General features: G+C 54.5%; 12 protein-coding genes. 5 read left to right on the top strand and 7 right to left on the bottom strand.

Annotation, left to right across the window (positions count from 1 at the left end; genetic code table 11):
* On the top strand, positions 1-1,196 hold a 1,196-nt coding region (locus tag IRZ24_RS06535), incomplete at its 5' end, for an alpha/beta fold hydrolase (protein ID WP_297161404.1).
* 279 nt (positions 1,197-1,475) lie between these two features.
* Here the strand turns inward: IRZ24_RS06535 and IRZ24_RS06530 are convergent.
* From IRZ24_RS06530 to IRZ24_RS06520, 3 genes are all read right to left on the bottom strand, one after another.
* Entirely contained in the window at positions 1,476-1,754 is a 279-nt protein-coding gene (locus tag IRZ24_RS06530; RefSeq protein ID WP_297161401.1) for a hypothetical protein, read from the bottom strand.
* A gap of 234 nt (positions 1,755-1,988) precedes the next feature.
* Positions 1,989-2,390, bottom strand: a complete 402-nt coding sequence (gene erpA / locus IRZ24_RS06525; RefSeq protein WP_297161398.1) for an iron-sulfur cluster insertion protein ErpA — start codon at positions 2,388-2,390, stop codon at positions 1,989-1,991.
* Positions 2,391-2,704: 314 nt separating this feature from the next.
* Positions 2,705-4,351 (bottom strand): S8/S53 family peptidase, encoded by a 1,647-nt coding sequence (locus tag IRZ24_RS06520; RefSeq protein WP_297161395.1) that lies wholly within the window; start codon positions 4,349-4,351, stop codon positions 2,705-2,707.
* 412 nt (positions 4,352-4,763) lie between these two features.
* On the opposite strand from IRZ24_RS06520, the gene IRZ24_RS06515 reads away from it, so the two are divergent.
* Complete coding sequence (locus IRZ24_RS06515; protein ID WP_297161393.1) at positions 4,764-5,849, top strand: M20/M25/M40 family metallo-hydrolase; 1,086 nt, start codon at positions 4,764-4,766, stop codon at positions 5,847-5,849.
* Between the two features lie 197 nt (positions 5,850-6,046).
* The gene (locus IRZ24_RS06510) at positions 6,047-6,826 is read left to right on the top strand and encodes a rhomboid family intramembrane serine protease (protein WP_297161390.1); all 780 of its coding nucleotides are present in this window, start codon (positions 6,047-6,049) and stop codon (positions 6,824-6,826) included.
* A gap of 185 nt (positions 6,827-7,011) precedes the next feature.
* On the opposite strand, the gene IRZ24_RS06505 is transcribed toward IRZ24_RS06510, so the two are convergent.
* On the bottom strand, positions 7,012-8,022 hold the full coding sequence (locus tag IRZ24_RS06505) for a GAF domain-containing protein (RefSeq protein ID WP_297161387.1): 1,011 nt from the start codon (positions 8,020-8,022) through the stop codon (positions 7,012-7,014).
* Between the two features lie 613 nt (positions 8,023-8,635).
* Here IRZ24_RS06505 and IRZ24_RS06500 point away from each other — a divergent pair.
* Positions 8,636-9,856, top strand: a complete 1,221-nt coding sequence (locus IRZ24_RS06500) for a mannosyltransferase family protein (protein ID WP_297161384.1) — start codon at positions 8,636-8,638, stop codon at positions 9,854-9,856.
* A gap of 147 nt (positions 9,857-10,003) precedes the next feature.
* On the opposite strand, the gene IRZ24_RS06495 is transcribed toward IRZ24_RS06500, so the two are convergent.
* Positions 10,004-10,702 (bottom strand): response regulator transcription factor, encoded by a 699-nt coding sequence (locus IRZ24_RS06495; RefSeq protein ID WP_297161381.1) that lies wholly within the window; start codon positions 10,700-10,702, stop codon positions 10,004-10,006.
* A gap of 613 nt (positions 10,703-11,315) precedes the next feature.
* On the opposite strand from IRZ24_RS06495, the gene IRZ24_RS06490 reads away from it, so the two are divergent.
* Positions 11,316-12,368, top strand: coding sequence for a L,D-transpeptidase (locus IRZ24_RS06490; RefSeq protein ID WP_297161380.1), 1,053 nt, complete (start codon positions 11,316-11,318; stop codon positions 12,366-12,368).
* 411 nt (positions 12,369-12,779) lie between these two features.
* Here IRZ24_RS06490 and IRZ24_RS06485 read toward each other — a convergent pair whose 3' ends face one another.
* Together IRZ24_RS06485 and IRZ24_RS06480 are read right to left on the bottom strand one after the other, a co-directional pair.
* A complete protein-coding gene (locus tag IRZ24_RS06485; protein WP_297161377.1) occupies positions 12,780-13,700 on the bottom strand; it encodes a hypothetical protein in 921 nt (306 codons plus the stop codon).
* 338 nt (positions 13,701-14,038) lie between these two features.
* Positions 14,039-16,315: a recombinase family protein gene (locus IRZ24_RS06480; protein WP_297161374.1), complete on the bottom strand. Its 2,277-nt coding sequence runs from the start codon at positions 16,313-16,315 to the stop codon at positions 14,039-14,041.
* Positions 16,316-17,093: the final 778 nt, after the last annotated feature.

Genomic DNA, 17,093 nt, shown 5'->3' with positions numbered 1-17,093 from the left:
CCCCCACCGGCAAAGTCGACCGCCTCGCCCTGGCCTCATTGCCTATCCCCACGAGCAACGATGCGCAGAAACCGAAAGCCGCTCCACGCAATCTCCTAGAGCAGCAGCTCACGCAGCTCTGGGAAGAGCTGCTCAACGTTCAGCCGATCGGCATCCGCGACGACTTCTTTGAGCTGGGAGGCCACTCTCTGCTCGCCGCTCGCCTCTTTGCACGCATCGAGGAGCAGTTTGGGAAGCAGCTGCCTCTCTCCTTGTTCTTCGAGGAGCCAACAATAGAAAGACTGGCCAGGGCGATTGAGGAGGAGCAGGAACATTCTCGCACACCTGTCATTGCCGTGCGCCGTGAGGGGAAGAAACGACCGTTCTTCTACCTCCACGGCGATTGGACCGGTGGAGCCTTCTATTGCCTCGAGCTGGCGAAGCATCTGGGAGACGATCAGCCTTTCTACGCTGTTGAACCCTATCGCTTCGCTGAGGGAACACCCCCTCCGAGCTTCGAAGCTATGGCCGCCGCCCATATTGAGGCCATTCGGCAGATTCAGCCTCATGGACCTTACCGTCTAGCTGGCTGGTGCAACGGCGGCTTGGTAGCCTACGAAATGGCTCGCCAGCTACAGGCCAGAGGAGAGAAGGTCGAGCTACTGGTGTTGATCGATCCTACCGCTCCAGAACAAGGCTGGAGCCTAGCACGGGTAACCTGCACCTTTATCAGAGTCCTGGGTACTTTGCTGGGCTGGGATGAGTTACGCCAGATAGAATGCTTCCGTAAATGGCGCTATCGCTATAGTCTCTGGCGCTATAGACTCGCCCGGCTGCGCCAGCAAAAGCAGCAGCGCAACACTGAGGAGTCTGGACCAGCAACGCCAGATGAGAACCACCAGCGCTGGACAAGTATCTGTAGCTGGATACTTACCAGCTATCGTTCAGGACCCTACTATGGAAATCTCATCTTTTTCTGGGCCGCCGAGGATGGAAAATGGCGCCGCAAACCTTGGGAATACTTCGCCCGACGCCACCAGCAAGAAGGCCGCGGGCTTGTCGAGACGAGAGAATTGCCTGGCACCCATATCACAAGCCGCACCACTTATCTTGAGGCCTTCGCCATAGAACTCAAGCGCTGCCTCGAGAGGCTGGATAAGGAAGCTCCCTCCCAGCCGAATGAAGATAACAATAACACAGACAACAAAGATCATTAAATGCATGAACTGATCATATCTGGAACCCCGGATCTTGTGTAAGAGACATTTCTCAAGAGAAGAGAGGACCGTACCATGAGTCCTATCTTCTTGTAGAGCTTTCCAGCAATTACTATAATGGAGGTGTCAGGCCATACCAGAGGTGGCGTAGACAAAACCCAGAGATTAGCCAGGGAGCAGATCGCCCGCAGGCGACCCTGCTCACTGGCAATCAGCGTCTGGGAGAAAAGATCTGGGATCACGGTTGGGGTCTGCGCAGAGGTGGCCCATGCGCAAGCCTCAACCTTTTTCATTGGTCAGGAATGGCCACGAGATTGACTGACGCTGTACCTGATCACCGACAAAATAAGGGAGTAGAGGTAAGGGAAGAGAATGCACAAAGGGTGAAAAGGGCAGATCGGGCTGAGGTACTGAACCACGCCTAAAGGCAGCACGGGGGAGCTGCGGACGAAGGGGCCAATAGCAAGGAGAGAAAGCGTGCCGCTTCCTTGGGGGAGTGTGAAACTGACGGCGCACGAGAGCAAAAGGAGGAAGACGATAAGCAAAATGTCGGCTCATGCACACTCCTTAGATAACCCAGGCAGTCAAGGCCAAGGCATGACAACTCGAAAGTAAGCCAGACCCGTTTTGCCCATAGGAACAGGCGACAGGGGGACCTCACCATTAATTACGCTGGGTGAAGTCCCCCTGTCACTAGGTCCATCGATACATGCGAAGAGCTATTAGCAGGCAACAAAGAAAAAGAAAGCGCTACTCTAACATTCAGTAAGGTAGCGCTAAGGGCAGGCACGACTAGCGACTGCAAGCGCAGCCACGAGGTTCGCCGCCGCCGCTGGCCGTTCTAAAGGAATGGCCACAGCTACAGGTCGTCACGGCATTCGGGTTGTTGACCGTGAAGCCGGCGCCCATCAGGCTATCAACGTAGTCGATCTCGCTGCCATTAACATAGTCTAGGCTCATCTCATCGATGAGAACCTTGAAATCGCCCTGAGAAATGACCGTATCGCCTTCCTGCTCCTCATCCAGCGTCATACCGTACTGGAGGCCGGAGCAGCCACCACTGGCAACGAAGATACGCAGTCCCAGATTAGGATCGTTTTCCTGCTGTAGCAGCTCGCGAATTTTCTCCGCCGCCAGGGGTGTCAGCGTCACAACGCTGCTTTCGTTCTTCTGCTGCTGGATCTGCTCGATCATAAGTATCTCTCTCCCAAAGATTGAACCTGCTTGCTCACCTCAAGCCCACCAACACGGGTTCCACGGATCAGACAGATACGTGGAGGGTTTTCACAAGAAGGCAATTTACGCTCCCAGTTGCGTTTTATTATATCCCACGAGGCAACCAGCGTCAAGGGAAAAGCAATAACTTGGCTTCCTCCCCAGAGAGGAGGCTGCCTTAGACCAAACACCCTGCTGCTTCTGGCGGACTCAGCCGACTTTCCGCTATGGCGCGCAAGCACTAGTGAGCCAAGGAGCTGCTGCAGATCAGAAGCCAGCTAGCCAGAAGGGAACTAGAGACCGAAGCGCTGCTGAGCACGAATCAGATTAGCCAGCAAGATGGGCACCTCTGGCGGGGAGCCATAGAGCAGGCCGCCATGCCGCTCGCCACTGGATGTCATCCGCAGCATTGTATTGGACGCCGACCAACCTTGCGCCAGTAAATGGGCAGCTAGACCACTGACGATAGGAGCGGCGAAAGAGGAGCCAGACCAATCCGCCCAGCCAGTCGTGTTCGGCTCACCGTTAGGGAAGGAGGGAGAGATATAGACTCCCCTGACCGCATCAGGCAGATCGTTACTATCTTTCACGCCCTCGACATCGCCGCCAAAAGTAGCCACCCCACCATTCACCGGCGGCATCGCGGCGGCATTCGCAAACTGCGACGGCTCGAAGCGGCTGTTAACCGAAGTCACACTGACCACTGTTGCATAGCGGGCCGGAGCCCGAGGAGGTCGCCGCCTCTTCCCCTGCCGACTCTCCAGCCATGAATCGTTTCCTGCCGCTGCAACTAATAAGGCACCTTGAGCATACAAACTCTCAAAGAGGAGGCGCAATCCCTCTTCCAGTAGGGAGAGCGCGCTCATAGCGCTAGCCAGCCCCCGACTCGGCCAACGACGATCATCAAACCAGATATATGGCAGACGACGGGCATCAGGCAGCGTCGTCAGACTCAAATTGACGACCAGGCGCCGAACAGTTCCAGTAAAGAGCTCCTTTTCTAATCCCGTCAGAGCAGCAAACAGCCCATAGAGATCGCCGCCTCCATAGTCATTGAGAACGCGAATGAGTCGAATGCGCGCCTGGGGAGCAATGTCGCGGATCAGGCCGGCCACAAAGAGACCATGATCAGGCATAGGATAGTACAAAGCTTCGCCATAACGATCGCGCCCGGTACGAATAGCCTCCCAGAGAGGATAGCGGTCATATTCGATTTGGAATAACCCGCTGTCATTGCTCAAGTCAGCCGCTAGCCGCTGAAGCAGCCAGTTGCGCCGGAACTCGGGACGCTCAGCCGCCTTGAGAAGACGCTCAGCCTCAACCGCAGTGTCAAGTACGGCCACCAGCACCTCATTCGCCCCTTCAGGATCAAGCAAAAGGCCTTGATCAAGAAAGGAAATATGCCAGCCCAGCGGCGGCTCACTGGCGCCAATCGCTGGCAGCTCTAGCCGCGGTGCAGGCCGCGGCGGCAGAGCTGGTCCTCCCACGCTGTAATAAAAAGGGGCGGCGGTGACCAGCCAGTTCGGCATAATAGACACAAGGCGAAGCCCTCGCTCTGCCAGCTCCTCAAGGTGCACTTGCAAATAGGCCAGGGCCAGAGGCATAGGGTCAACAAGTGCTTGCTCTAAATGGCGTACCTGGTAGAAAATTGCAACAAGCGGTTGCTGGCGATGATAGCCAAAGAGAAAGGCTCGCTTGCGAATTGGAGGTCGAGGCGGCCTCTCTCCCTCTTGCCAGCGTCCTCCACTCCCATACGGTTCCAGCATTAGATGATGGGGCTCCAGAAGAGCATTGAGCTGGCTCCGTACTTGCTCCGCCAGCAGTTCTAAGGCATCTTCAGCAGGCCTTCTGGGTAATTGCACCACTACCACCATCTCACCGCGTACCCAGTAAAACAGCTCGGTCGGCCTCCCTACAAGATCAGCAGCACCAGGAGTCATGCACAGATCCCCTTCTAGCTAGAGCTAGCACGGCTTGAGCGAGCATAGAGCATGATGAGCAGCGTTGTATAGGCGAACAGCTAAAGATACAGCAGCCAGAACAGGCCCTTGACTGCCCTTTCTCCTCTAGTCCAGGAAGCTTCCCCCTGGAGGATGCTCCAGCTCCCGCCCATTTCTCCGTCGCCCACTTCAAGCAAAATGGGACGCAGCGACTGTTTCCTCTCATCGGGCATTATAACTGAACCAATAGAAGATAGCAAATGGGAATCTCTGGTCCGGTGCGCCTCTCAGGGCAAACAGAAGCCAGCCATCCAGCTTCACTCTTCCCTGGTTTGGAGAATCTAGCTATAATGAGAGGGCAGGCTCTAGGACCAAAGACAACGAGAGAGAAGAAGGAAAGAGTACCGCCCTGATGAGCGTAAGTCGACTCCATGCCAGCCTGGTTGATCTCCTAGCTTTGCCCTCAACGTCTGGCCATGAAGAGCACGTTCGGCAGTATCTTGAGACAACCTTACAAGCCCAGGGATTAACGACGAGCCTTGATACTGCTGGGAACCTGATAGCTCTCTTACCCGGCCAGGGTCGCCCTGTGCTTCTGAATGCTCACATGGACCGTGTGCCACCAGGGCGGGGACAGCGTCCTATTCTGCGCGATGGGGTGCTCTATAGCGATGGAAGCTCCAACCTTGGGGCCGACGACGCTGCTGGTCTAGCTATTATCCTGGAAATCCTCAGACGGCTCCAGGAGCATTCCCTTGCACATCCTCCGATCGTGGCCCTCTTCACGGTTCAGGAGGAGAGCGGCCTACAAGGCGCCCGCGCTTTCGACCCGACTCCCTGGCAGGTAACCGATGGCATAGTCTTCGATAACGCCTTTGAGGCGGGTGTGGTTGTCTCGCGTGGCGCCCATTATGAGGCTTTTGATGTGGAGATCATAGGCCGGACTGGCCATCCCGGCAAGGATTTGACCCAGACCGTCAATGCTCTGGAGATTTTCCGCCAGGCAGCCTACCCCCACGGCTCGCTCGCCAATGATCAGACACGCATTCTGATCGGGCATATCGAGGGAGGAAGCGCACGCAATGCCGTGCCTGACCGCGTCCTGCTACAAGGAGAGCTGCGCAGCTTTGAGGGGAATGAGCAGATAGAGCACTACCGTGAGCGTATCCGTGCAGCCTTTACAGAGGCAGCGCGACAAGCCGGTGGACAGGCAAAGATACACTTTGTCTCTCATTGCAGCGCTTACATGGTTGATGAGCAAGAGCCGCTGCTAAGCCTCTATCGCCAGGTACTTGCTGACCGCGGCGAACATCTTCAACCGCGCCCAACCTTTATCGGCAGTGATGCAAGCGCGCTGCGCCCGCGTGTTCGCGCCTTTACAATTTCCACAGGCGTAGTCAACGAGCACACACCCGACGAATATGTACCGCTCGCGCCATTGGAGCAACTGGTAGAGGACACCTTAGAAGTGCTACATCGCTGGTCATCTCTGGCCTGAGCTGAGCACGCCTGCACAGCGCTGCAGCAAGTCAGGCTGGCACATGCTCTCTTGTCAGTTAGATTTGTAGCTGGCTGCCTTGCTTGTCTTCAAGAGCGACCATTCTCCGGGACATTCCCGAGTTTCCTGAAGCGTTGACAGCACCTGAATCGTATTGAAGCATAGTATAACCTACAGGCTAAAGGAGGAGGCTGCAGGTGATACCCTTCCAGGACTTCCCAGGGCCACGCCGCCACGTCCCCTGGATGACATGGGGCCTGATTCTGGCTAATGTGCTGGTGTTTCTCTATGAGCTTTCCCTGGGGAGCCGTGCCGACGAGTTGATCTTTGCTTACGGTGTAGTGCCCGTGGCCTTATTGCACGGCGTTCCACAGACCGCACTGGTACAGGCCCATCTTCCTTTTCAAACCCCCGAGCCGGTCTACTTTACACTGCTTACCTCCCAGTTTCTCCACGCTGGCTGGCTACACATCGGTGGTAATATGCTCTTCCTCTATGTGTTCGGGGATAACGTGGAGGACCGCATGGGACATTTTCCTTACCTCTGCTTCTATCTACTCTGCGGCATTGTGGCCGGCGTCGTGCAGGCCGCGGCTTTTCCTGAGTCCACTATCCCCAGCATTGGAGCCAGCGGGGCTATCGCGGGCGTCCTAGCTGCCTACCTGGTGCTCTTCCCACTGGCAGGCGTGCGTACGGTCATTTTCATCTTCTTTTTCTTCACTATTGTCACCGTACCAGCGATTATCCTCATTGGTCTTTGGTTTCTTCTTCAGCTCTTCGACGGCGTGGCTTCGCTGGCTCAGGTACAACAGGGCCTGGGTGGCGTCGCGTATCTCGCTCACGTGGGCGGTTTCCTGACAGGCCTGATTATCACTTTGCTCTTACGCCCCTGGCTGAAGCCACCAGCTCCCATCAGCTATCCGTCTTATCCTTATCATCCCTACTCGCGCGAAAATGACTACCGCCGCTGGTGGTAATTGACTCGAGCCGTCTTCACGCCGTTTTCTCAGCGCAGCGACAAGGGGCCTTCCCCCAGCCTTCACATCGCATTGACAGCGCACCCTCACAGGGGAGCGAAAGCATGTGCTCTGGTGCGGCGCCGGCAATGCCGCCCAACCAGAGCACATACTGGAATCCGGGAAGGTTCAGGCCAGACAGTCTTTCAGCAGCTTTCTGCTCCCTCGCCTGACTGCCGTAGGGGCAACTGCAGTAACTGCTCCTCGATCTCGCGCCAGGCGGCTTCCTGTGCCTCAGATAGCGATAATGAGTGACCAGCCATGCTGGCTTCTTCTACCTTACGATTGACATATCTTCTAAAATTTCGAAGATACGGCAACTGTTCAGTATAGAGAGGCATCAGGCGCAGCTCGACCTCGCTGTGACTGTAGAAAGCATCGGGAGTAAAAGTCAGAGACATCAATTGGGCATAACGCTCAATCAAAGACTGCTGGGCCTGGCTAAAAGCATGAGGCAGCGCACTAGAGACGATCAGGCAGCCACCAATGCGCGTCTGACAGAGGATAGGACAGGCCACAGCGCTCTGTTCATGCTCAACCCAGTGAGCAGGGAAGAGATTATACTCTTCATCACGGCTAGGAATAGCCACGAGGCGGCAGTGGGTGACGGCAGCCCCCGCTAGCGATTCAGCCCCCAGGAAAATCGTCTGTTGACTCAGGTCGCGTGGCCAGGGTGGATTGCCGCGTCCGACAATCTCACGTAAGCTGCGTACCTTCTGCCCGGGGGCCGGCGGAGGCATACAGCGCGCGACTGTTACAGCCAGGCCACGGCATTCAGGATCAAGCTGCCTCAGCATCTGCTGTAACAGGAGATCATAGAGTGCCTCTGGATACAGAGAAGGAGGTGTTGTCGTATACATGCTCAGCGCCCTCACATAGACCTCGATCGGCGGCGCTAGCAGTGCCGCCGAGGTCGATGCTTCAGTGGGCTGTTCTAGTAGCTTGGGAAAGTCTTTGGCCAGGAGGCGCAGCAGCTCGGGATAGACTTCACGTGGCACCGCCTTCAGCAAACGCCTTATGTTATCCTCCCGCGGTTGTACCACCCCCTTTGCCCAACGCCTTAGAGTAATCGGTTGTACCCCCATCTCTTGCGCAAGCCGCCTCTCTAGTTGAATGTCTTCAATAAGCTGACTCAGCAGTTCTTGCCAGGTTTGCAAGTGTCCTCCCTTCCCATAGTGTACCTGAAATATCATTAGGAAACATTCTTAGAAGAAGCGTCTGATCTACGTCTCAATTTCAAGAGGAAGAGCTGTTTCGTGATGGCTCTTCTATGATAGCATAGCTCCCATTGAACAACAATATCCCATGCAAATATTAGAACATATTACCCTGATGTGGAGAGATGCCTCAAAGGGGGTCTGCGCGTTATGCTTGTACAAACTGAGCCGTTAGAAGAGTAGAAGCACTCGCTCGTCGGCAGGCATGGAGATGCCGCCGACTGTATTGTCAAAGCACACTGGGCGACTGGCTGGGACCAGAGGCTGAGCAGCCAGTCGCGCCGTCCAGAGCGCCTGCCAGTTTAGAAGCTGCTGATCTGAGAGGATACAAATGCTACGATTGCTCTATACTCGTCGCCCAAACCGTCATCGGTTACGCCTACCTCTTGCTCAAACTGAGGCGTCGACATCGGTGGGAGAGCAAGGTCATTCACGCCTTCCCGTCACTTCACTCTCTACTGAGATGAGTAAGGAGGAAGAGACCGCACTGCCTCCGTATCAAAGCGCCACTCGCCAGGGGCCGGTCCAGGGTCAACCAGTGGGCGCAGACAGGATGGCTGAGCAAGACCACAGCGGCAAGGCCGCGACAGACGGGCCCGGAGTGGAGGCAATCTCCTCTGCCTCCATAGGCTCACCCTGGCTAAGGGCCTGTCACCAGGCCCTACCAGTCTATACCGCGACTCACACGCTCTATTTTCTTCTCAGCTATATCGCTTTCCTCTTCCCAGGGGATAGCAGCAGCTCCACAGGCCCTGTCTTACAGGCTCTGATCAAGAGCTGGAATCACTGGGATACCAGCCATTTCATTACCATAGCCCTTCATGGCTATAGCAATTGGTGGCGCACCGCCTTTTACCCTCTTTATCCTTTGCTCATTCGCCTGGTCAATTACCTGGCAGATAATCCTGTCCTGGCAGGCCTGGTTGTCTCCAATCTGACCGGCTTTGGCGTTCTGGTACTTCTCTACCGGATCATCGCCGAAGATTTCGGCGATGAACTGGCCAGCCGTACTGTGCTCTACTATGCTACCTTTCCGATGGCCTTCTTCTTGGCGGCAGCTTACAGTGAATCGCTCTTTATGCTGCTATCTCTTCTCTGCTTCTATGCTCTACGACGAGGGTACTGGTGGCAGGCCGCACTCTGGGGAGGCCTGTCCAGCCTGACACGCGTTACAGCCCTTCCTTTGCTTATTCCCTTCGCCTATGAGTACCTGCGCCAGCACCATTTTCGCCTGCGCGAGTTTCATCTTGATGCCCTGAGTATCCTGGGTATTCCGGGCGGCCTTGCTCTCTTCGCCGGCTACTGTGGCTTGCGCTTCCATGATCCACTAGCCTTCTCTCATGCTGAATCCCTCTGGCAGCGCAGTATTCAGCCACCCTGGTTCGCCTTTAGCGCGACCGCTGCTGCCCTTATCCAAGATGCCAGTCATCTCGACTTCATTACTATTCACCGCGCTATTGATCTTGCGCTGCTGACTGTTGTGCTCGCTCTAGTGATATTGCATCTTGTCGGGCCTTGGCGTTTTCAGGGGGCCTCCGCAGCTACTTATACTCTCTATACTTTGACTTCTTTCATTTTCTTCTTGCTCGTCCCTGCTCAGGGGCGCTATCCTACCATGTCTATGCCGCGCTATGCCCTCGTCCTTTTTCCGGCTTTCCTGGTACTTGCCCGCCTTGGCAGCAGTGAAGGTTTCCGTCTCCATTACCTGATTATCTCAGGGGGACTACTTACTTTCACTGCACTCCAGTTTCTCATCGGGCAGTGGGCTGGATAAGCAAGCATGTCAGCATCCACAGGCACTCATGCGGATCATAGCGCTCAAAGACGACAAAACCTCAGGCCCTACGGGGCCTGGTATGATAAACTGGGCGCCATAGCCAGGTGACTCCTTCTAGCTAGAGCACTCAAGCATGGCTGGACCTTATTGCTCCTTCTCAATAGTGATCCAGCCATGCTTGAGTGCATAGACAACCGCTGCAGTACGGTCATTGACAGCTAGCTTCTTGAGGATCGATGTAATATGATTCTTGACGGTCTGATCACTGATTTTAAGGACTTTGGCGATCTCTTTGTTGCTACGCCCACGGGCAATATGATCAAGAATTTCGATTTCGCGGCTGGAGAGCGGCGACGGCTCCTTCTGGACGTTGTCCGCCTCCTCCTCCCCCTCCTCATTAAGGGCACGGAAAGAGGCCAGGACGCGTGAGGCAATTTGCGGTCGAGAGAGCACATCGTCGTTCATCAGATACTCGCCGCGGCTAACCTTGCGCACCGCATCTCTGAGCTCCTCTAGTCCAATATCACGCGTATAGTAGGCTGCAGCCCCTACCTTGATCGACTGGAAAAGGTCTTCTTCGTTCTCGGCAGGCGTGAGCATAATCATGGCAACCTGCGGCGCGACCCGGCGCATCTGACGCGCAATCTCCAGCGGATCTGCACAGGTTAGGCCGGTATCAATCAAGGCGACATCTAGCCGGCCATCGCTGGCGATCTCCAAAATCTCAGCGGGATCAGTGGTTTCACCAACGATCTCACAATCTTCCATGCGCTCCAGAGTAGCATGAATACCAACGCGCAGCAACGGCTGTTCTTCAACAATCAGCACACGTATTGTCTCCATCCAGCTTACGGTAGTCCTCTCGGTGAGAGGAACTCCCCTCCTCCTTCCGGCTCTACAGGGTTGTTAGTCTCCTCTCTTCAAACCTCACGATAGCCAGTCCTGCCCTCGGACAAGGGCCGCCTGTGAACAGCGGCGCGAGGTCAGCCCACGCTCTTTCCCCCGCCCAACGGTACTATTCTACCCCCGCCGTCTAGTGAAAAGTAAAATTGTCAAGAAGAAAGTACTAGTCCCCTTCCTCAGACACTATTTTTCTCCACCAGGAAGGCCCATACCGCTCTTACAGGGCTTCTTGCTTGGGAAGAGCTATTCAGACTCCTTTCCTTCCCTGCCAGAGGATCAAAATTATCTCCCTGAAATGAAGCAGCCTTACCCCGCGTTTTCCTCAATAGGAGTATGATGAAAGGGAGTAGAGAGAAGGCTATCTTCGCGGCTCGCTCTAGCTCAACTTTTCTGAGAGCGCTCGCCGCTGCTCCCTTTCTCAGGATGGCAGAAGAGTGATCATACAGGTAGACAGTAAAAACGAGGAAGGGCAATGAAACAGGCAGCCATACAGGTCCAGGCTCTTTGGCTCCGATCCCATAGGCGACCAGTCGGGAGGAGGTTGCCGTTGATCATGCTGGCGCTGGTTGCCCTGCTCCTGAGCGCCTGCGGTTCCAACAGCTCTAGCTCGCTGGCTAGTGGACCCAAGACTGTACCCACCCCAGCCATCTCTCCAACGCTCCAGAATGAAGGGAAGATGGCCCTGGCAACTTTTCAGCAGTGGATTACGCTGATGCAGCAGAACGGTGGCGACGTGACCACCTATCAGCAACAATACCAGCGCGATCAACAGGCTCTGCAACAGGCACAAACAGCCAGTGCCTACAGTCGGGCTTTGACAACGCTCAAGGAGCATATTAACGCCGTCCAGATCCCAGCGATGAAGGCTGAAAGTACTCATCTTCAGCAGCAGCTAGCTCAGGAGGTAAGTGCTTGGGGAAAAGAGCATACCTATCATGATAGCTACAATAATCAGACCTACCCACTGGGCTATGAATATGGTCCCCAGGGCATTGGCGGCAGTGACTGGCTTGGTGAAGAGCTGAGCCAAGCCCAAACCCTGGCTGACTATCAGCAGGTGGTCGAGGACCTGCAGATGTGGCTGACAAACTTTGAGGCCATGAAGGCTAACTTCAGCGACAAGACCCCCTACAACCAACCACATAAAACCGATCTGGAATTGATGCGCCACTATGGCTATATGGATGAGCGTGTGGTAGTGGTCTCACTCAGCGAGCAGGCTCTACGGGCCTATGATCATGGCAAGCTGGTGAAAGCCTTTCTGGTAACCACCGGCCAGCCTGACCTGCCGACTCCTCCAGGCACCTGGTGGATTGAAGGTAAGCAGCATCCGACGGTCTTTAAGTCCTCTGAGCCGAAAGGCTCACCTTACTGGTATCCCGATACCCCAATTAACTACGCTATGCAGTACCACAGCAATGGCTACTTTCTACACGATGCCTGGTGGCGCGCCGACTTCGGCCCAGGGACCAACTTCCCTCACCAGGACCCAACAGGTGATCCTTTCGCTGGTCAAGGTACACATGGCTGTGTCAATATGTCTACTGATAACGCCGCCTGGCTCTATAACTTCGTCAGCCTGTACACACCGGTGCTAATCTATTAGCCCTGTCATGCTAGCCGCCGGCTCTCTAGGCCAGGCGCTTAACCGGGGTGGACCACCACCAGACAGGCCAATCGGCGAGACAGTAGCATACTGGCTGGCGGCTGCCAGTATGCAAAGTCAAGCGAGAGAGAAGAAACGTGCTCGCCTATGAGCTCAGGAGTGAGACCGCGTTACTAGCTTCTCTCTCGCTTTCTTTTTTGAGTCACTTGTTTGAGTCACTTGCTCATTAGAGGCTTCTGCTTAGGAGAGTAGTCAGACGCCTCAGCCAGCCTTCATTCTTCGTTGCCACTGTCGGTCTTCAGCGCCCACCTCTGTTTAGAGCTGCATCGGCCAGGAGAGAACGCCGGGCGTGCATAGGCCGCAGCGCAACCCGTCCACTAGCCAGCGGCTCCACGCTGTCAGTGAGCGTAGCTAGCGGGGTGTGACAACGGCACTGAAATCGTTGTTAGCTCGCCACATGGCGGTGAACATGGCGTAGGTCATGCGTGTGAAGTTGGCTGGCGAGGAGTCTACGGTGTAGACATACTGGCTATCACCGCCGCGGACGACAAAGATATGACCACCGGGGAAATAGTAACTATCGCGGATACTGACAATGACTGGCGTGCCGCCGTTAGCAATGGAAATAATATCCTGCAGTGTGCGCGTGTGACTCAGGCTTGCATTGAAGCCGAAATAATTGGCCGTCATAGCGATCCCCTCCTCCCTCAGAAGACCTAGCTGCACATCCCAGACGCCAAGCTGCAGCTCAACCTGCAGCACGTCAGCAGCAATTAGATGACGGCCATAGGCATTCATTACCTCTTCCAGGGCAATCCCCGAACATGAGGAGTAAGACCAGACCTGCCATTGATAGTCGGTGTAGTATTGGCTGCGGGAAGCCGAGTCTACTCGCACAATGCGCGCGCTGGCCGTATCAGGCAGAGGATGAGGCGCTGTCTGTAAACCCATTGTCGAGGATGCAGAGAAGAAGCTAAATGTAGCGGTCAGAGTGCGGAAGGTATCGCGTACAATCCCGCCCTGACTGGCCAGAGCCAGCCCTAGCATGAGCAGAAGACCCAGGGAGACCAACATACGCCAGCGACGGTACCAGACAGGAGGCAGAACCAAACTTGGTAACGACTCGGCTTTCTGGAGAGAGACAAGCGCCCCTTCCGGCGTGGGCAGGATGACACTGACACTCTGCTTCTCACAGCCAGCAGCCGCTGCGTGCTTCTGAGCCGCTCTCACCTGCTTGGAGCGCCGATAGTAGCGCAAGGCCCAGCACCCCAGGCCGCCTAGCAAGAGGAGTATCCCCCCCAAGGCCAGCGTCATCGCGATTGGAGAAAACATATGGCAACCTCACGCTGTGCAGAGAATGAGGCTTAATCTTTAAAGAAGTATAGCTCAGCGAGGGCTGAAGAGGCGACTCTTCTAGGAAAAACAGCCTGATCGTGCTAGTGCCTCTCCTGGTTGACTTCCGCTGTTACCCCATCATATGTCACATTTGAATTGGTGATAGTGACTGGTGGCCGGTGACAGCTCCTGTTTCTCTTCTATAGCAGGTGGCGCGCCTGTCACCCACTCCACCAGCCACCATTGCAGAGCTGGCTTTATCACCCTGTCGTCAGTCAGTCCCACGCCCAAGGGGAATCTACGGAAGGCTTCTGAAGGGTGGCGGCATCCCTTGTTCACTCGCTATGAGCATAATATCCCTGCCCATTAGACCACCTTATCAAAGTGGCACCTTCAAACTTCTTCCATGCTTCTACCGAGATACCGTACGCTTTCATAACTTTCCAATCCTCTAGGCAAATATTGTAGGGCATTCCGTTAGGGTCATTCCTCAGTAAGGGCAATCCTAGTGCCCTCCGCGGGTTCTCTATCTTCCTATGCTGGTAGTAATCGAACATGGCCTGTCGACTCCTGCGCGGCAGCAATTCCGCTAGCTCCTCCCAGCTCGCCGTAGGATAGTACTTTTCCAGTATAGCTATCTCTTCTGGCTCCCACTTGGGAGAAGCCGAGGGGCCTTTGAAGATTAAACCTTCGTCGGCCTCCCACGTTGGATCTTTCCATTCAATCCTGACAGAGCAGAAGCTAGGTGAAACTCTCCCGAGAGTCACTGATCTGACGAACATGTACACCAGCCTTGGGTATTCTTCAGGCAAGACAATCTCCTCCCATGCTTCATCTACCTCGCGCATTAGATCTCTATAGGTCCGTCGCTCTTCATCCTCTTGGGCTATTCGTGTGGTCTCTGTTTTGCGCTGCTCAAGCCGTTTCAACTCCTGCTGGGCTGCTGTATAACTCTCGTTAGCAGCCTGGGCTAAATCAGGATTAGTGAGCCTCCCAGACTTAATTTGTTCCAGGATTCTAGCCATATGAGCCTTCGTAGCCTCTATTTGCAGCTCAATGTCTTTTAGCGTTTCACTCGTCTCTCTCATCTTGCATATTTGCTCAAGGGTTTTCTGACGGTGCTCAAGCCGTTTCAACTCCTCCTTTGCCGCGTTGTAGCTCTCATTGGCGACCTGGACTAGATCGGGATTGGTAAGCTGCCCGGCCTTAATTTGCTCTAGGATTCTAGCCATATTAGCCTTCGTGGACTCTATCTCTCGCTTGATTAGACCTAGCTCTTCCTCAGCCTCCCTTGTAGTTTTCGATTCGAACTTCCTAAAGTCTTGGAAATCGACCTCTGCTTGCGGGCTGCGGAGGCGTTCCCGCAATCTATTCAAGACAATCATATCCAAGCCAGCCGCATCTACACAGCAGATAGCACGGCTTCTATCCTTCCCCTCCATCTCGGGACAGAACCCATAGTAGGTGAAAATTCTATTCTTGTACTTTGTGTTCCTGGTATAGATGCTTACCTTTGGGTCATCTGTCCTGATGATATCCTTTAAAATTGCTGGCCTCTCGGCGTCATGTCGTTTGGCATACTTCTTCCTTCTCTCTATTAGTCGCTGATTAGGTGTTCCGTCAAGTTCCATCGCTGATAGACGGTTGTATGCATAGGCGAACAGAGCTGGATCAACAATTGCTTCGTGGTTATTTGTGCTGACCACCTCTCCCTTATATACCCAGTATCCGATATACGCACGGTTGGTAAGCAAACGGCGCAAACCTGGGATCGTCGTAATTGTGTAGCCACCCTCGACTTTCGTATGCTGAAGTTTCCCTCTGAACATATGCATGTCCGGCCCAAAGTCAGGGAATAGATAAGGCTTTGTATTGATCTCTCTCATCAGAGCCTTAAGGTTGCCATTTAGCTCCCTGAAGCGCCAGAAGATCCAGCGCACTACTTCTGCGTGTGGCTCGTAGGGAATGTAGTGCAAAAATCGAGGATTGGGCTGGCCATTGCTAAGTTTCTCCTCAAGGTCGAGGATATAGCCAGCGGGCAAGCTGCCACCGGACCAGTAACCACGGCGAGCACGCTCGTCCCTAGCCGCTATCATTCGCCCATATACATGGTATTCTAAATAGTTCCATGCCTCTTCACATCGCCGCTTAAAGCGATCGATGTGCCAGCTAATGCGAAAATCATAGACGAAGTCAGGGGTGACGACTACCACGCCATGAGTATGGCAGATCTCCATAAATTTCCCTGACTCGTCTCCCCAGCGATTCCTGAAGAGACGGTCGATATTCCACACGACTACGGCCTTGATGAGTCCCCCGGCGATGCGACGTAGCATTTCATTAAATGCTATTCGATCCTCCATTCGGAGCTGACCGGATACTCCTAAGTCCCTATCGTCGACGATGATCTGATCTTCCCTCCACCCACAGCGTAGGGCGAAAGCCTTGTCTTTTTGCATTTCTGCGCTTACATTTTGCATCTGCTCTGGTGTGCTAACGCGGGGATATATTTGACAATCATGGTCTAGAGGGAGTTCGACACTCCAGTTCATTGCTTGATAATGACCCCTGTGGGGAATGGCAATGCTCTTTGGAGGTTTTGGTTTCTTCATTCGTTTCCTGCTCTTTGTAAGGCTGTGAGGACTAAGCTCTTCATGACTTTCCCTGTTCCATTGCTCTGGATACTGCACGGCACCTCGTCCTTTCTGCGATCTCTAAAAAGAGGCTCGCCTCTGCGCATTAGCGCAGAGGCGTTCGATTGTGGTCCCATTACTGCGAGCTATCGAGCTTCCTGATTGCGAGCTGCTTCTGTGTCTGGCTCTCCACAGACTTCCAGGCCTCTTCGCAGCGGCTTTTGAAGCCCTCAGTGTTCAAGTTATTTGCCAGGGGCTTGTGCTTCTCCTGGCTGCTTTGGTTGTCTCGCCTCCTGCGCTGGTTTGTCTACCGCGACTCTATTACACTGTTTGTCCCTTTCTTCCAGTCTACGTAGCCAGGTGCAAAATAACTTGCAGGCCTCTTCATGGGCTTCCGGTGGAAGCATTCCTCTGACCGCTCCTTGCTAGAAGTTGATCGACGTATTCACGTCAATCATACTATAGCATACTGAATTATCTTATGTTTCTTCTGCATGTAGAAGGCTTGTATTTAGCCGCGCCTTTTGTGGAGCGGAGCTGGAGGAACGTTGTAGAAAATGTATGTCATCGAGCAGCATGATCCCCTGCTCAAATTGCACCAAAAAAATTCGTCACATATGGGTTCCATACGCCTTTTCAAGGCGGAGCCTGGGAGCCACTGCTGGGAGCCATCGCTCTCATGGGCCTGGTCTCATTGCTGCTCCGAGGCGGAGCCTGGGAGCCGCTGCTGGGAGCCATCGCTCTCATGGGTCTGGCT

It is taken from the genome of Thermogemmatispora sp., assembly GCF_019683755.1.
In the GTDB taxonomy this organism is placed as follows: Bacteria; Chloroflexota; Ktedonobacteria; order Ktedonobacterales; family Ktedonobacteraceae; genus Thermogemmatispora.
This window is presented reverse-complemented; position numbering and strand designations above follow the sequence as displayed.